Annotated in this window: 15 protein-coding genes, 1 tRNA gene and 1 pseudogene; 14 read left to right on the top strand and 3 right to left on the bottom strand. The window is 37.4% G+C overall.

The features are described from left to right. The first annotated feature begins 90 nt into the window (after positions 1-90). The 10 genes from C6989_RS04385 (at position 91) to C6989_RS04430 (ending at position 12,626) form a co-directional block, all read left to right on the top strand. Complete coding sequence (locus C6989_RS04385; RefSeq protein ID WP_148702889.1) at positions 91-342, top strand: DNA-directed RNA polymerase subunit H; 252 nt, start codon at positions 91-93, stop codon at positions 340-342. Continuing rightward, positions 343-3,690 (top strand): DNA-directed RNA polymerase subunit B, encoded by a 3,348-nt coding sequence (locus C6989_RS04390; RefSeq protein ID WP_182126436.1) that lies wholly within the window; start codon positions 343-345, stop codon positions 3,688-3,690. It begins immediately after the preceding gene. Continuing rightward, entirely contained in the window at positions 3,690-7,481 is a 3,792-nt protein-coding gene (locus tag C6989_RS04395; protein WP_182126437.1) for a DNA-directed RNA polymerase subunit A', read from the top strand. The genes C6989_RS04390 and C6989_RS04395 overlap by 1 nt, the downstream gene beginning before the upstream one ends. Before the next feature lie 13 nt (positions 7,482-7,494). Continuing rightward, positions 7,495-7,728, top strand: a complete 234-nt coding sequence (locus tag C6989_RS04400) for an LSm family protein (RefSeq protein WP_182126438.1) — start codon at positions 7,495-7,497, stop codon at positions 7,726-7,728. Positions 7,729-7,765: 37 nt separating this feature from the next. After that, complete coding sequence (locus C6989_RS04405) at positions 7,766-8,944, top strand: hypothetical protein (protein WP_182126439.1); 1,179 nt, start codon at positions 7,766-7,768, stop codon at positions 8,942-8,944. 81 nt (positions 8,945-9,025) lie between these two features. Continuing rightward, positions 9,026-10,666 (top strand): tetratricopeptide repeat protein, encoded by a 1,641-nt coding sequence (locus C6989_RS04410; protein WP_255464634.1) that lies wholly within the window; start codon positions 9,026-9,028, stop codon positions 10,664-10,666. A 74-nt stretch (positions 10,667-10,740) separates the two neighbouring features. Next, on the top strand, positions 10,741-11,064 hold the full coding sequence (locus C6989_RS04415) for a ribosomal L7Ae/L30e/S12e/Gadd45 family protein (protein WP_148702894.1): 324 nt from the start codon (positions 10,741-10,743) through the stop codon (positions 11,062-11,064). A gap of 54 nt (positions 11,065-11,118) precedes the next feature. Then, complete coding sequence (locus C6989_RS04420) at positions 11,119-11,583, top strand: NusA-like transcription termination signal-binding factor (protein WP_182126440.1); 465 nt, start codon at positions 11,119-11,121, stop codon at positions 11,581-11,583. A 3-nt stretch (positions 11,584-11,586) separates the two neighbouring features. Further along, positions 11,587-12,024, top strand: a complete 438-nt coding sequence (locus tag C6989_RS04425; RefSeq protein WP_012214737.1) for a 30S ribosomal protein S12 — start codon at positions 11,587-11,589, stop codon at positions 12,022-12,024. A gap of 2 nt (positions 12,025-12,026) precedes the next feature. Further along, positions 12,027-12,626: a 30S ribosomal protein S7 gene (locus C6989_RS04430; RefSeq protein ID WP_148702896.1), complete on the top strand. Its 600-nt coding sequence runs from the start codon at positions 12,027-12,029 to the stop codon at positions 12,624-12,626. Positions 12,627-12,646: 20 nt separating this feature from the next. Here C6989_RS04430 and C6989_RS04435 read toward each other — a convergent pair. Continuing rightward, positions 12,647-12,737 (bottom strand) — tRNA-Gln (locus C6989_RS04435). A gap of 46 nt (positions 12,738-12,783) precedes the next feature. Next, on the bottom strand, positions 12,784-13,104 hold the full coding sequence (locus C6989_RS04440; protein ID WP_148702897.1) for a hypothetical protein: 321 nt from the start codon (positions 13,102-13,104) through the stop codon (positions 12,784-12,786). Positions 13,105-13,135: 31 nt separating this feature from the next. On the opposite strand from C6989_RS04440, the gene C6989_RS04445 reads away from it, so the two are divergent. Continuing rightward, a complete protein-coding gene (locus C6989_RS04445; RefSeq protein ID WP_148702898.1) occupies positions 13,136-13,840 on the top strand; it encodes a YkgJ family cysteine cluster protein in 705 nt (234 codons plus the stop codon). A gap of 499 nt (positions 13,841-14,339) precedes the next feature. Next, a pseudogene (locus tag C6989_RS10215) lies at positions 14,340-14,609 on the top strand (peptidase); the annotation flags it as partial. Here the strand turns inward: C6989_RS10215 and C6989_RS04455 are convergent. Beyond that, on the bottom strand, positions 14,606-15,619 hold the full coding sequence (locus C6989_RS04455; RefSeq protein WP_182126442.1) for an NAD(P)/FAD-dependent oxidoreductase: 1,014 nt from the start codon (positions 15,617-15,619) through the stop codon (positions 14,606-14,608). The pseudogene C6989_RS10215 and the gene C6989_RS04455 overlap by 4 nt on opposite strands. 299 nt (positions 15,620-15,918) lie before the next feature. On the opposite strand from C6989_RS04455, the gene C6989_RS04460 reads away from it, so the two are divergent. Then, positions 15,919-16,521: a nitroreductase family protein gene (locus tag C6989_RS04460; protein WP_182126443.1), complete on the top strand. Its 603-nt coding sequence runs from the start codon at positions 15,919-15,921 to the stop codon at positions 16,519-16,521. Positions 16,522-16,555: 34 nt separating this feature from the next. After that, positions 16,556-16,738, top strand: coding sequence for a hypothetical protein (locus tag C6989_RS04465; protein ID WP_148702902.1), 183 nt, complete (start codon positions 16,556-16,558; stop codon positions 16,736-16,738). Positions 16,739-16,767 lie beyond the last annotated feature (29 nt).

The following is a 16,767-nucleotide window of genomic DNA, read 5'->3' on the forward strand; positions in this document are numbered from 1 at the left end:
TTAGATATATATTAACCTGAGCGTGAGATTTTGACAGTTTGTGTGTATTCATTACTGTTACATTTAATGTTCGACGTGGGGGTTTTGTAATTGGCAACTAAGAAAAACCAAATTCTTGTACCTGACCATATCTATGTTCCAAAGCATGAAATCATTTCAAAACAAGAAGCTGAAGAAGTTTTAAAAAAATACAATTGTAAGCCAACTGAATTACCATTAATCTTTGTAAACGATCCTGCAATTTTGGGACTTGGTGTAAAACCTGGTGATATGATAAAGATCACTAGAAAAAGCCCAACTGCTGGTGAGAGTTTCTATTATCGATATGTGGTGGAAGTATAGATGGCAGATCCTTCTACAAAACGTTGGCCAGTAATTCAAGATATTTTGAAGAGAGAGGGCATTGCACGTCAACACCTAAACTCCTTTGATGAATTTTTAGAAAGAGGACTACAAAGTATTATCAACGAAGTTGGACAAATCGATATTGAAAATGCTGAATACCCTTACAAGATTCAGCTAGGCAAAGTTAAACTTCAACAACCACGAATGATGGAACTTGATGGCTCCATTACACACATCACTCCAGCTGAAGCTAGATTGAGAAACGTATCTTATTCTGCACCAGTGATGATGGAGGCAAGTGTTGTAGAAGATGGAAAAATTCTTGAATCAAGATTTGTCCATATTGGTGATGTTCCAGTTATGGCAAAATCAAATGCATGTATCTTGCATAATTTCTCTACACAAAAATTAGTTGAACATGGTGAGGACCCAAACGATCCTGGTGGCTACTTTATCATCAATGGTTCTGAACGAGTAATTGTTGGGCTAGAAGATCTTTCTTACAATAAAATAATTGTTGACCGAGAAACAGTTGGCGGAAACATTGTACACAAAGCCAAAGTATATTCTTCAATTGTTGGTTACCGTGCAAAATTAGAACTTGTCATGAAAAATGATGGATTAATTGTTGCCAGAATTCCTGGCTCTCCAGTTGATATTCCAGTAGTTACTTTGATGAGAGCACTTGGATTAGAATCAGACAGAGAGATTGCAGCTGCAGTTTCTTTGGTAGATGAACTTCAAGATGAATTAGAAGGCTCTTTTGAAAAAGCAGGTGATGTTCCAACTGCAAAAGACGCTATCGTTTACATCAGTAAGAGAATTGCTCCGGGAATGCTTGAAGAATTTCAGATTAAACGTGCTGAGACTTTGCTTGATTGGGGTCTGTTACCTCACTTGGGAAAGCATCCTGAAAACAGAAAAGAAAAGGCACAATTTTTGGGAGAAGCTGCTTGTAAATTATTAGAACTAAGACTTGGTTGGATAAAGCCTGACGACAAGGATCACTATGGAAACAAAGTCATCAAATTTGCAGGTCAGATGCTTGCAGACTTGTTTAGAACTGCATTTAGAAATCTTGTCCGCGACATGAAATACCAACTAGAACGCTCAGGCCAAAAACGTGGAATTAATGCTGTAGCTGCTGCTATTCGTCCGGGAATTATTACTGATAAACTAAACAATGCAATTGCCACTGGAAACTGGGGAAGAGGTAGAGTAGGTGTAACTCAACTACTTGATAGAACTAACTATCTTTCAACTATTAGTCACCTTAGAAGAATTCAATCTCCTCTTAGTAGAACCCAGCCAAATTTTGAGGCAAGAGACTTGCATGCAACCCACTTTGGAAGAATCTGTCCAAGTGAAACCCCTGAAGGATCAAATTGTGGTCTTGTAAAAAATCTCGCATTATCTGGAATCATTTCAGTAAACGTACCATCTGAAGAAATTATAGAGAAGCTCTATGACCTTGGAACTGTTCACTTTTTTGATGCCAAAGAAGATTTGAAAAAAGATGGGACTAGAATATTTGTTGATGGTAGATTAATTGGATATTATAAAGACGGTGAACAACTTGCAGAATCTCTAAGGGACTTGAGAAGAAATTCAAAGATTCACCCACATGTTGGTGTATCATTTCATAAATCTGAAATTGAAGGTTCTACAAGAAGATTATACGTTAACTGTAATGCAGGACGTGTACTAAGACCATTAATTATTATCAAAGATAACAAACCACTACTTACTTCTGATTTGTTAGATAAAATCTCAAAGAAACTCATCTCATGGACTGATCTTTTGAGAATGGGCGTACTTGAAATGATTGATGCAAATGAAGAAGAGAACTGCTATGTCACACTAGATGAAAAAGACACAAAGAAGCATACTCATCTTGAAGTTTTCCCACCAGCAATTCTTGGTGCAGGAGCTTCAATAATTCCATATCCTGAACACAACCAGTCTCCAAGAAATACATACGAGTCTGCAATGGCAAAACAGAGTCTGGGATTCTCAACACCGATGATGAATACAAGTACTTACGTTAGACAGCACTTTATGCTATATCCACAAGTTCCAATTGTCAATACAAAAGCAATGAAACTTTTGGGATTAGAAGACAGACCAGCAGGTCAGAACTGTGTAGTTGCAGTATTGCCATTTGATGGTTACAATATTGAAGATGCAATTGTTCTTAGCAAGGCATCAGTTGATAGAGGACTTGGAAGAACATTCTTCTTTAGAATTTATGATGCTGAAGCAAAACAATATCCTGGCGGAATGCGTGATGCATTTGAAATTCCAAACGCTGAGGATAATATCCGAGGTTACAAGGGAGAACGTGCATACAGACTATTAGAAGAAGACGGTGTTGTTGCAGCAGAAGCCCCAGTAAAAGGTGGCGATATCTTGATTGGAAAAACTAGTCCTCCAAGATTCATGGAAGAGTATAGAGAGTTTGAATCATCTGGCCCATATAGAAGGGATACCTCAATTGGCGTCAGACCGTCAGAAACTGGTGTTGTTGATACTGTAGTTATGACTCAATCAAATGAAGGCGGAAAGATGTACAAGATTAGAGCAAGAGATATGAGAATTCCAGAGATTGGTGACAAGTTTGCATCAAGACACGGACAAAAAGGAATTTTAGGAATTTTAGCTAAAGCAGAAGACTTGCCATATACTGCAAGTGGAATGTCTCCTGATGTTTTGATTAATCCACATGCATTCCCATCTAGAATGACAGTTGGTATGATGATGGAATCCATCTGTGGAAAATCTGCAGCACTACGTGGAAAGAGATTTGATGGTTCTGCATTTGTTGGAGAGAAGATGGATGAGGTAAGACAAGTAATGGATGCACATGGCTTTGAATATTCTGGTAAAGAGATAATGTATGACGGAAGAACTGGAAAATCATTCCCAGTTGAAGTCTTTATCGGTGTTGTATACTATCAGAAACTACACCACATGGTTGCAGATAAGATTCATGCAAGAGCACGTGGACAAGTTCAGATGTTAACTAAACAGCCAACAGAAGGAAGAGCAAGAGGTGGTGGCCTTAGATTCGGTGAAATGGAGAGAGATTGTTTGATTGCTTATGGTGCTTCTATGATTCTAAAAGACAGACTACTTGATGAGTCTGATAAATCTGATATCTTTATTTGTGAGAGATGTGGTCTTGTTGCTTACCATGATGTTAAACAAAGAAAGTATGTATGCAGAGTATGTGGCGATAAAGCAAAGGTCTCCTCTGTTTCAGTTGCATATGCATTCAAACTACTCTTACAAGAGATGCAGAGTCTCAATGTCGCACCAAGATTACTAATCAAGGAGAAACTATAATGTCGATTCAAGCAGTAAAAGCAATTGATGGAATCAGATTCTCTGTTTGGTCTCCAACTGAAATCAGAAAATATTCTGTTGCAGAAATCACTGCTCCTGAAACTTATGATGAAGATGGAATGCCTGTTCAGGGAGGTTTGATGGATGGCAGACTGGGAACACTAGAGCCTGGACAAAAATGTCTTACATGTGGAAATACTGCAGCAAGATGTCCTGGACACTTTGGACACTTGGAATTAGCAGAACCTGTTTTGCATATTGCATTTATTGATAATATCTACAAGTTACTGCAATCAACATGTCGTTCTTGTGCAAGACTCAAAGTTCCTCAAGAAGACTTGGATGTCTTTAGAAACATCAAAGAAAAACATGCAGCATATACTGTAATCTCTCAAAAACGTATTCCAGAACAAATCATTGAAAAAGCAAAGAAAGCAAAGGAATGCCCTCACTGTGGTAAAACACAATACGAGTTAATTTTTACCAAACCAACTATATTTGTCGAAAAAACAGAAATCGGAGAACACAGATTACTTCCAATTACAATTAGAGAAAGATTCTCACAAATCCTTGATGAAGATTTAGAATTATTATCATATGATCCAATTACTGCAAGACCTGAATGGTTTGTATTGCAGGCATTTCCTGTCCCACCAGTAACTGTTAGACCATCAATTATTTTGGAGACTGGAATTAGATCAGAAGATGACCTGACACACAAGATGGTAGATATCATCAGGGTTAACCAGAGACTAAAAGAAAGCAAAGATGCAGGAACTCCTCCACTAATCGTTCAAGACTTGGTGGATTTGTTACAATATCATACAACAACATACTTTGATAATGAAGTATCTGGAATCCCACAAGCTCATCATCGTTCTGGACGTCCTCTCAAAACTTTGACTCAAAGACTCAAAGGAAAAGAGGGAAGATTCAGAGGTTCATTATCTGGAAAGAGAGTTGACTTTTCAAGCAGAACTGTAATCTCTCCTGATCCTAACTTGGACTTGAGCGAAGTCGGTGTCCCAGAGACAGTTGCAATGAAATTAACAATTCCTGAAATTGTAACAGAATGGAACATTGAGAGAATGAGAAAACTTGTAATTAATGGACCTGAGAAATTCCCAGGCGTAAACTATATCGTCCGACCAGACGGAGTAAAGATTAGACTTGATTTCGTAGAGGACCGCTCTACAATTGCTGAAACACTTGAGATTGGATACTTGGTAGAAAGACATCTTGCAGACGGTGACATTGTCATGTTCAACAGACAACCATCACTCCACCAGATGTCAATCATGGCACACTATGTCCGTGTACTTCCCGGAAAGACATTCAGACTTCACCCATCAGTTTGTCCACCATACAACGCAGACTTTGATGGTGATGAGATGAACCTTCACGTTCCTCAAAGTGAAGAAGCACGTGCAGAAGCAATTCTCTTGATGAGAGTTCAAGATCAATTGATCTCTCCAAGATATGGCGGTCCAATCATTGGTGCCCTAAGAGACTTTGTAACTGGTGCATACCTTCTAACTAAAGACGATACTATTTTGTCTATTCAAGAATTCTCAAACCTTGCAATGCTTGGCGGTTACACAGAACCATTACCAAAACCTGCAACTAAAACAAAAGACGGTCCGGCATATACTGGAAAGCAACTCTTCTCATTGTTCTTGCCAAAAGACTTCAACTATGTCATTACATCAAAGTGGTCCAAGGGAACAAAGGGAAAAGCAAAAGATGTTGTAATTAAAAATGGTGAACTAATCAGCGGTGTAATTGACAAATCTTCAATTGGCGCAGAAGAACCAGAAAGTGTACTACATAGAATTGCAAAAGACTATGGCAATGCCGTAGGAAAAAGCTTCCTCAACTCTATTCTCATTATGGTAAAACAATTCATCACTCACTATGGTTTCAGTTATGGTTACGGTGACCTTATCGTCCCTGACAAAGACAAACAACAGATTCTTGATGACATTCAAGAGACTTATGACACTGTAGATGACTTGACTGATCAATTCAAGAAAGGTACTTTGAAACTAACAAGAGGTATGAGACCTGAAGAAGCATTAGAGGCCTATATTGTAAATGAATTGGGTAAAGCCAGAGACAAGGCAGGCTCTACTGCAAATGATTGCCTTCCAGCAGACAATGCAGGAAAAATCATGGCTACTACTGGTGCAAGAGGCTCATCACTTAACGTGGGTCAGATGGCAGGAGCCCTTGGACAACAGTCGAGAAGAGGTAACAGACTTCATGAAGGCTACAACAACAGAGCCTTGACACACTATCAAGAACATGACAATAATCCTGATGCACATGGATTTGTAAAATCCAATTACAGAGAAGGACTATCTGCACTTGAATTCTTCTTCCACGCAATGGGTGGTCGTGAAGGACTTGTAGACACTGCAGTCAGAACACAACAAAGTGGTTACATGCAGCGTAGATTGATCAACGCATTAGAACACATTAGATTAGAATATGATGGAACAGTAAGAGATCCACACGGACACATTGTTCAATTCCTTTATGGTGAAGATGGAATTGATGTTCAAAAGAGTGATCATGGTGAGGCATTTAACCCAAGTAGATTAATTGAATCTCAGAAAATTGTTGACTCTGGCAAAAAGGCAACAAAAGACGAGATTGAAACTTTGGCCAAGAAATACACCAAGACCTTTAACCCAAGACTTACCTCACTTGTAACTGATGCATTACTAGAATCTGGATTAAGCAAAGATGGTATTGAGGCAGTATGTAAGAAGGGATTGCTACTTTACAACAAAGCTAAAGTTGAACCAGGACAAGCAGTCGGAATCATCACTGCACAATCAATTGGTGAACCTGGTACTCAGATGACATTAAGAACATTCCACTTTGCAGGAATTAAAGAAAGAAACGTTACACTGGGTCTTCCAAGATTAATTGAACTAGTTGATGCAAGAAAGAAACCAGTAACGCCAACTATGGATATTTATCTTGATGAGGACTCAAAGAAATCAAGAGAAAAAGCAATTGATGTTGCAAGAAATGTTTTGCAAACCAAAGTAAGTGCCTTGATTGCAGACAGTGAAACTGACTATGCAACTGAAATCAAACTAATTTTGAGTGAAAACAGGCTCAAAGAGAGAGGCTGTACTATTGCTGAAGTAGAGGCAGCACTATCATCAAACAAGAAATTCAAGTTGGAGACAACTGGTGAACTAATTACATTAAAACTAGTTGAGGAATCTGATACTGCAACAGCAATTGCAATCAGAAACAAAGTTCTCAACACTACTGTCAAAGGTGTACCAGACATTGAACGTGTAACACTAGTCCAAAAAGATGATGAGTGGGTTATCCAGACAACTGGTTCAAACGTTGCAAAGGTCTTAGAAGTAAAAGGAATTGACAAGAGAAACGTTAGAACAAACAACGTCTTTGAAATTGCAGGAACACTTGGAATTGAAGCTGCAAGAAATGCACTAATCAATGAACTTAACAGTACTCTAGAAGATCAGGGACTTGAAGTTGATAATAGATACATTATGTTAGTAGCTGACTTGATGTGCTCACGTGGTTACATGCAACAAATCGGAAGACATGGAATTGCAGGAACCAAAGACAGTGTCTTGGCAAGAGCCGCATTTGAGATTACCGTTCCAACAATTGCACATGCTGCACTTGGAGGAGAAATTGAACAACTCAAAGGTATCACTGAAAACGTAATTGTTGGAAGTAACATTCCAATTGGCAGTGGTACAGTTGACTTGTACATGCAAGTAAGCAAGAAGAAATAACTTGATGATAATTATGGCAGATGAAATTTCAACACTAATGGCAAACTCCAAAGATAAAGTTGTCTTGCTTCGATTAAGAAACAACAAGACAGTTCAAGGGGTACTGCAAGACTTTGATATTCACATGAACCTTACACTAGAAAACGCTGAAGACATTACTGAAGAAAAACCAGAACCACTAGGCAAAATATTGCTTCGCGGTGACAACATTTTGGCAATATCTTTGCCTGATGAAGAGTCAGACTAGTAAACCATAAATCTTAACTCTACCATATCAAAAGTGATTGCTTGATTTTTTATTTTTAATTTTTATTTTGCCACTTGCATCTGCTCAAGAGATTCCAGACTATGACAAACCATATGCTCCGATATTTTTTGACAGACCCATTTACTCGTGGACTGACAAAATCAAAATCAAAGTAATTGCACCAAGCTGGAATACAGACAAAGACTTGATTGATTCAATAGGTGATGATACGGATAATCCAATTAAAATTTCAACGCGAAGTCATTCTCTGGAGCCTTACAGACTAACTGAGACCAATGTGGCAAGTGGAATATTTACTGGCGAAATTATTCTTACTGGATTTTTGCATGATGCAGACGGTGATGGCAGCTTTGATACTAATCCTAGAACTATAGGCAGTGGACCAACAAGTGGATTCTTGGAAGTTGAAAGGGATTCTGGAGTTACAGTATCATTTGAGTTTGCAGATGGTGTAATACTGTCTGAATCAGTTCCAGTATCGTGGAATATTGGAGCCATTGAATTTACAAATGATGTTTTTCTCTCAAAGGAATCAGTATTGGTTAGAGTAATTGATCCTGACATGAATCTAAACCCTGAGGCAATTGATCAAATTCCAATAGAAGTATTTTCAGACTCTGATGTTGGAGGAATTACTGCAAATGCAATTGAGACATCTGAGAGTTCTGGCTCTTTTGTTGCCACAATATCTTTGACTCAAAACTCCGCATCTAGTGGAAACAGACTTTATGCAATTCCAAGCGATATAATTTCTGCCAAATACCATGACTATACACTACCAAAACCATATTCAATATCAGATAATCTGCAACTTCAGGCTAGCTCTCAAGTAGAATCATCTGTTCCTTCTACCCAACGACTGCAAAACTCTGCAATCAACATCTCTGATAGCTTTGGAAAAAGCATATCATCTCTTTCTTCAAATCATCAAGTTCAGATTGTTGGAAGTATATCAAATACTCAAGAGTATGATCAAAAGTTTGTTTATCTCTTTCAAGTAAAAAACTCTGAAAACTATGTGGAATCTCTTTCTTGGATAAAAGGTCAGTTGTCTCCTGGACAAAATCTTGATGTATCTCAATCATGGATACCAAAAAATTCTGGGGACTATAGCATTGAAACATTTGTTTGGACTTCGCTAAATGATCCAACTGCATTATCAAACCCCATGACAAGATCAATATCCGTTGAATGAAAAGTATCAATCATACGTGATTATTAAATAGAAAATTACGTTTTTTTTATTGTGATTCGATTTATTCTGGGGATATCTCTAGTGTTACTGGCATTTGCTCCACTTGCACTATCTGATGTCTTTGCTGATTCATTTAATGTGAATTTTGATAAGAGCAGTTATCATACTGGTGATTCACTTGTCATATCAGGCCAGATTGTTGATTTTGGTATGCCAGTTATTGCAATGAGCATATTTGATCCTGCTGGAAAGATTCTGTCTGCAAACAACGTAGAACTCTCATCAGATGGCAGCTTCTCAAAAACCATTTTCCTAGATTCACCATTTTATGAGATAGTCGGAGAGTATCTCATAAAACTTGACTATGGCAAAGTAACTGAAGAACATAATTTTGTAATCCAAGGTACAGTAGAGGCAGAAACTGCTCCGCAGGAGGTTATAGTGCCTGAAATTGTATCAGTTTATACTGAAAAAGACCACTATTTTGATAACAACACAATCAAAATTTTTGGAACTGTTTCATCTTTGGATTCACCTACTGTCCTAATTGGTGTTCATGATCCGTTTGGAACCCCTGTTGGATTTTACTTTGGAAACATTAATGACAATCTGGAGTTTTCTGCAAGCTTTCTAGCTAAAGACGGTGTGAATTTTAAATCTGAAGGAACTTATTCTATCAAAGCTCATTATGCACAGACTAGTACCAAACATTTCTTTGAATACTCTGCAAATCCTCCAACAAAAAGTGTAGTTGAGGAAACAACAGAGTCACTTGAGGATACAACAAAAACAACTGTAGATGAAACTACAGACACAGTAGATGCTACAAAGGATTCTGTTGAAAAAACAATACAAGAACCAATACAAGAACCAATACAAGAACCAATACAAGAAACTGTACCAGAAACCGTTGAGGAAACAATAGAAACACCAACAAAAATAATTGAAGAATCACCAGAACCTGTTAAAGATATTATTGATAAAGAAATTATTTCAAAAAAGAAAATCATAACAAAAGAAAAGCCAGTACCTAAAAAAGAAATTATATCAAAAGAAACTCAACCAAAAAATAAATCAAAAGAAAATATTTTAGAAAATGAAGAGCACGATAATCTTTCAGTTGAAGATATTGAACTTGGTAAATTACTAAATCAAATAAACCTTGAATGTGACTCTAGTACTTTTGTTGATTCCATATCTTACTATGATGGAATGGGACCTGCACTATACAGATTATGTCAGTTCGATAATTCATTGAAATTTTTTAACGAATCTTTAATTGAAGATCCTGATAATGTAGAAGCTCTTGTAAACAAAGGCTCTACATTAGGAAAGATTGGACATGTATCAAAATCAATAGCATACTATGATCGTGCCATTGTTCTTGACCCTGATTTTCTGTCTGCCAAACATAACAAAGCAAATGCATTGGCAACTCTTGGAAATCTAGATGATGCAATTTTACTTTACAATGAAATTCTAGAAGAGAATCCAAACTACTATACTGCAAGAACAAATCTCAATACTGCTCTATCACTCAAGTCTGAAATCCCAGAACCTATTGTGGAAATCAAAATGCCTGAACCTGAAATTGAAAATTCATTTAAGGAAAAACCATTACCTGAAAAAACAATTCCTGTAGAAAATAAAAAAGAAAAACTAACTAACATTTTAGAAGAATTAACTCGTGTGTTTTCATCATTGTTTGGTTTTGTTGAATGATCTTACTTTTGTGTGTGCATAATTTTTCCATAAACCTATAAAGCCCTGTTGAGACGATGCACTTAAGGAAAAACATGAGTAAGATACTTGAGAAATCTTTGAAGGATGCCCGAAAGGAAGGCAAGTTAACAATGGGCAGTAAACAAGTTTTAAACTCTGTAAAAAATTCCAAGCTAATTGTATTGTCTCAATCTGTAGAAAAAGAAATGATTGAGCGAATTGAATCAGATGCAAAAAAAGAAAAAATACCTTTAGTAAACTTCCAAGGAACTTCAGTCGCATTGGGCAGATTGTGCGGCTTGCAATTTAGAATTTCAACAATTTCATTCACATCAATCGATGACGCAAACATCAAATCAATTTTAAAAGATACAGAAGCTGAGGAAAAAAATGATTAGACATAGCCTTGAAAGTTTAAATGAGCCATTTTTTGTTTGGAGACATTAACAATTATGACACAATCAATCAAACTAACAACGGATCAAATGCGTATGATGTCTTTGTTCCAAAACGTTACAGGTGCAACAGCACGTGATTGTGTCGAAGATGAGAAACAAGATAGAGTAATTTTTGTAGTTAACACAGGAAAGATGGGACTTGCAATTGGTAAGGGAGGAATGCACATCAAATCCCTACAAAGCATTGTAAAGAGAAACGTTGAACTCGTAGAATTTGATGAGGATCCAGCAAAATTTTTGTCTAATTTGCTTAATTCTAAACTGATATCTGAAGTAAAAATAAATACGCGGGCAGACGGGACAAAACAGGCAATCGTTATGGTAGACCCAAGAAAGAAAGGAATTGTTGTAGGAAGAGAGGGCAGAAATGCTGAGAAGGCAAGAATGCTTGCAAAACGATATTTTGATATTACTAGTGTCTTGATTAACAGTCCTGAAAGACAAACTATGGAGATGTAGAGTATGAGAAAATCACCACTTGGATTATTTGCAGGCAGAGTTCTAACTACAAAAAAGAAGAGACAGAGATGGGCAATCTCAACTTACAAGAGAAGAGAATTAGGTATTGATAAAAAAGCAGACCCACTTGGTGGCGCTCCACAAGCAAGGGGAATTGTTTTAGAAAAAGTTGGCGTAGCAGCAAAACAGCCAAACTCTGCAATTAGAAAATGTGTTCGTGTTCAATTAATTAAAAACGGTAAAACAGTTACTGCATTCTTGCCACGAGACGGTGCAATGAACTTTATTGATGAACACGATGAAGTTCACATTCAAGGAATGGGTGCAACTCAAGGCGGTGCAATGGGGGATATTCCTGGTGTTAGATTCAAAGTATTCAAAGTAAATGGTACATCACTTCATGAACTAGTAATCGGAAAGAAGGAGAAACCAAGGAGATAGAAATGGCACAAACAAAAAACTTGTTACTGTTTAGAAAATGGGATTTATCTGATATCGAAGTCAAAGACCCAGGCCTTAAAACTGCAATCTCTTTAAGAAAACAAATCTTGCCATACACATTTGGTCGTTCTGCACTCAAGAGATTCAACAAGGCCGATGTCAACATTGTTGAGAGATTAATCAACAAGACAATGCACTTTGGTAAAAAATATGCAAAGAACACCGGCAGAATGACTGGAAAGAAAACCAAAATTCTCAATACCGTTAGAACAGCATTTACAATTATCGAACTTAAAACTGGAAAAAATCCAGTAGAGGTACTAGTTAGAGCAGTTGAGAATTCAGCTCCTAACGAGGACACAACTAGAATTGTTTATGGTGGTACAGTTTACCACGTGTCAGTTGATGTTGCACCAATTAGAAGAGTTGACTTGGCTTTGAGATTCATTGCTGATGCAATCAAAGAATCTACATTCTCCAATCCAAAACCAATTGAAGAGCACATGGCAGAACAACTAATCATGGCTGCCGACAACGATCCTAACGCTCCTTCTGTAAAGAAAAAGAACGAACTAGAAAGAATCGCACAAGCATCAAGATAGAATTTTAGAAATTATTCCAGTAGCCCGAGGCAGATTCGAACTGCCGTCTCCGCCTATATCCACTTTGTGAGATCCAGAGGGCAGAATCCTTGACCGCTAGACTATCGGGCTACTTGAAAGAAATCTTGAATGTTTAGAATATAATCATTTGTTGCAATCACTTTAGTCTAACTTCTCTGATTGCAGTTGCGTAATCACATCCTGCTTTCAATCTCATGTAGGGAATAAGCTTGTAGTGAATTGAATAAAGTGTTCCTTCTTTGAGTAGAATTCCTTTTTGTTGCAGTGATGCAAGTCCCCTTGATGGAATGTTGATTGATAGATTTTGTTCTTTGCAAATTTTATCTCGCTTGTCTTGGAATTGTTTTAGAGTAAATGCAACATCGTTTAACTCTAGAATTAAAGGCCAAATAATTTCTGCCCAGACAAATCTCCTGTTCTCAGTTGCTGAAGCATACTTGCCTTTTTCACTCAACATTAATAACATCTGCAAATGATGTTATAACTTATTGTCCCAAAAGGAGATTGAAGAGTCGCTAGATTTACTGCAAAAAGATTGGGATGTTGACCCAATATTGAGAAACTTTATGCTTGGAAAAATTACTGATGTCTCTGACAGACCAATCAAGGTAAAAGATGTTGTGTTCCATATTCCTTATCTTAATTCAGAAAAAAAATTTATTCTTTGGAAATGCTTTTGGCCTGACTGTCATAACTGCTGTGACAGACAAGGAAGACTGCCACTTACTTCAGATGACTTGATTACAATTGGAAAAGGACTAAAATACCAAAAGCCTTCAGAGTTTATCAAAAATGAAACACTGACTGTAACCTATTCTGAACCGGGACCTTCAGGGCAAATGACTACAATGACAACAATCAACCTTAAAAGAAAAGAAGATGAGACTGCAGCTGATGATGGAACCCACATCTCATGTAGATTCCTAGATGAGGAAGGTGGATGCTCTATGCATCCTGACCGTCCTGGAGTGTGTTATCTGTATCCGTTTTCTAGCTGGCTTGAAAACGAGAAAGGAAAGCCACGAGTTCATGCAACATACCAATTCACTGGAGACTGTCCGGGATTTTATCTTGCAGAAGATCTAGAACCAATGAAAGAAGAGTTTAAGGAATATTCAAAGATAATTTATGATTACAACATGGCATCAAATAGAACAAACCGCGAAGGATTTGGGTCTGTTAGTTTTAGTTAGAAATCATTTCCTCAAATAAATTTAATTCCTTTACTAATCCTTTAAATGAAGAGACAAATCTATTATATCACTTATGAAATTAAACAAAATTCTCATCGTTGCAATAGTATCTCTATTTGTGGCAACTTCAGGCCAACAGGTCTTGGGGTATGGTGGCCCTCCTGTACAAAGCAGTTCCAATAATTTTACAGTTGACATAAACTCTGATAATGAGTCTTATTCACTTGGTGAGTCCGTAACATTTTCTGGAACTGTTAACAAATATGATGAAGAACGAAGTTTAAGAATTTCAATTTTTGATTCAAAATCCAATCTTATTGTAACTCAAAAAGTATCTGTAAATGAAGATATGACATTTTCTCATAATGTATCGCTAGGTGAAAAATTCAATGATGGAAAACATATCGTCAAGGCTCAATATGGAAATTCAAAGGCAACAGTTGCAATAATCGCATTTGAAGTGTCTGGTGATATGAAATCTGCTGGAGCATCTAATGCAAAGATTCCTGACTGGATTAAGACTAATGCAGGATGGTGGGCAGAAGGCTCAATTGATGATAACTCCTTTGTGCAAGGAATTCAATTTCTAATCAAAGAAGGACTAATGGAGATACCTCCAACTGCACAAGGCTCTGCTACTAGTAACACAATTCCTGACTGGATTAAGACTAATGCAGAATGGTGGGCAGAAGGCTCAATTGATGATAACTCCTTTGTGCAAGGAATTCAATTTCTAATCAAAGAAGGACTTATGAAAATATCAAACTAGGCCTTTGCCACTTTCATCAAGTCAGCAATTTTAATATCCATTCCAAACCTGTCTTCGTTCTTTTTCATGTATCTAAATATTGACAAAAAGTCTGGAAGTGCTTTTACAAAACTAAAGTCTTTGTGTATCTTTGCTCGGACAAAATTGAAAACCTTGGCATACACTTTGTAATGTTTTTCAACTGCCTTTTCATATGCTGCAAAATCATCCATGTTCTCAAGAAATATCTCAACGCATTGCATTGATGGAATGATTCCCTCACCTAACAGCGCATAGATTGTTCCAATTGACTCTCCAACACCTACAACTTTTCCTGAATAGTATGGCTTGCATCTGTCCGGAGTTGCCAATCTAATTGGCCTTCCCTTTGTTTTGAGAACCTTGCCGCCATGCTTTTTTAGAAAGTCATCAGTTGCCTTGATGTGTTGCTTATTGTAATCGCCTGCTCCGATATGGGCCCACTTCTCACCTAGTGGGAAATACCAAAAATATCCTGACATGCCAGGAAATGGCTCAATGTAAAAGTCATCATACGGAACTCCATCCTCATACTCTACTTTGTATTCGTATGTTGGCAAAAAGAAATCTTCTTTGAGCTTTGGCAGATATACTCTGTGAAATCCAGTACAGTCAACTATCATGTCATACTCTTTTTCTAACTCCTCTAGAGTTGGTGGTTTGCCATAGATTACTTTGGAGTCTTTGATAAAATCTTTAATCAGTCCAAGTTTGTCATATGTGCATAATCCTTTCAGACCAATGTCAAACTTTACGTCATTGTTCATCTTGACGTGCATGTTTTTTCCATCATGGATCAGAAAGTCATTAAAATCTCTGCCAGTCTTTTTGCAGTATTCAGAAAGCACTGGTTTGATTGTGCCCCAAGCACAGATAGAATCGTGTCTTTCTTTTGGGTTTAACTCATACCCTGTAACGTCATGTTCAGAGTCCTTTAGTCTGGCCATAAGATAAGAACCAGCTACCCCCATACCCATTACTGCAATCTTCAACAATCTGTGAATCTCTATAGTGTAATAAATAGACTATCTGAATTTGTTTGGGTCCTTTACCACTAGTAGAAATTATTAGCGTCGGTTAAATAACAAAAACACATAGTATTCTTAAGAAAAGACAAGTCTGTCGTCTGAATCAAACGTTTCAGGCCTTAAGATGAAATCACTTTCATCAGAGTACAACCGTTTCTGATCTTAAGTGATTAGAGATGTCATCAAGACACATTTTTGGTCTTGATCTTAATCTCGATTGTCTTTTCGTTTAATTTATTTTAGATTAATCTTGGCATGACTCCATGAATGTTTTTGAAGCAATATCGACTCGACGTGCAATCAAAAAGTTTGATCCAAACTACAAGATGAGTCCTGAAGATATTAAAAGATTGATGGAGCATGTGCTCTTGTCTCCTACTAGCTACAACCAACAGAACTGGAGATTTGTCTATGTCACTGATCAATCAGTTAAAGAGAAAATATCAGTTGCAGCTCGTGGACAAGCTCAACCAAAAGACGGTTCATTGGTAATTGTTTTGTGTGGTTATATGTCTGCATGGAAGACTGAACCGCTACGCTACTGGAAGAATCATCCAACTGAAAAGCAAGAATATGTCAAAGCAGCACTAGAGAGAAAGTACACCTCTGATCCTCATGCAGAACGCGATGAGGCAATCCGCTCTTGTGGCATGGCAGCTCAAACAATAATGCTTGCAACAAGAGACATGGGACTTGACTCTTGTCCTATGGTAGGATTTGAGTATGACGAGCTTGCAAAAATCATCAAATTGCCAGAGAACCATCTAATTGTAATGATGGTTGTAGTTGGCAAAAAGGCAGCACCTGCACTGGAGCGAGGTGGTCAGTTGCCTCTAGATGAGGTCGCATTTGAGAACTCTTTCTAGATGTTCTTAATTGAAAGAATTGTAAATGAAATCTGTGAAGACTATCCTAGTCTTTGTAATTGCATCTGTTTTACTAGTTCCACTTCCTATCTTTGCCCCATCTCCCCCTGAATACTCTGGACACAATCAAATGATCAATGACATGAGACATCACAAATCATACATGGGTATGTGTGCACTTGGGTTTGCACAACTTGATGGAGTGTGTGCTAGATGACAGATGTGGTCCGGTGCATATCTTGGAAA

Origin of the sequence: Nitrosopumilus sp. b2 (assembly GCF_014078535.1) — an archaeon.
Classification (GTDB): domain Archaea; phylum Thermoproteota; class Nitrososphaeria; order Nitrososphaerales; family Nitrosopumilaceae; genus Nitrosopumilus; species Nitrosopumilus piranensis.

Bases quoted from the DNA above. Each gene is read 5' to 3' on its own strand.
- C6989_RS04440 (WP_148702897.1), bottom strand. From the start codon at position 13,104: ATGTTGAGTGAAAAAGGCAAGTATGCTTCAGCAACTGAGAACAGGAGA.
- C6989_RS04395 (WP_182126437.1), top strand. From the start codon at position 3,690: ATGTCGATTCAAGCAGTAAAAGCAATTGATGGAATCAGATTCTCTGTT.
- C6989_RS04400 (WP_182126438.1), top strand. From the start codon at position 7,495: ATGGCAGATGAAATTTCAACACTAATGGCAAACTCCAAAGATAAAGTT.
- C6989_RS04460 (WP_182126443.1), top strand. From the start codon at position 15,919: ATGAATGTTTTTGAAGCAATATCGACTCGACGTGCAATCAAAAAGTTT.
- C6989_RS04425 (WP_012214737.1), top strand. From the start codon at position 11,587: ATGAGAAAATCACCACTTGGATTATTTGCAGGCAGAGTTCTAACTACA.
- C6989_RS04420 (WP_182126440.1), top strand. From the start codon at position 11,119: ATGACACAATCAATCAAACTAACAACGGATCAAATGCGTATGATGTCT.
- C6989_RS04390 (WP_182126436.1), top strand. From the start codon at position 343: ATGGCAGATCCTTCTACAAAACGTTGGCCAGTAATTCAAGATATTTTG.
- C6989_RS04430 (WP_148702896.1), top strand. From the start codon at position 12,027: ATGGCACAAACAAAAAACTTGTTACTGTTTAGAAAATGGGATTTATCT.
- C6989_RS04415 (WP_148702894.1), top strand. From the start codon at position 10,741: ATGAGTAAGATACTTGAGAAATCTTTGAAGGATGCCCGAAAGGAAGGC.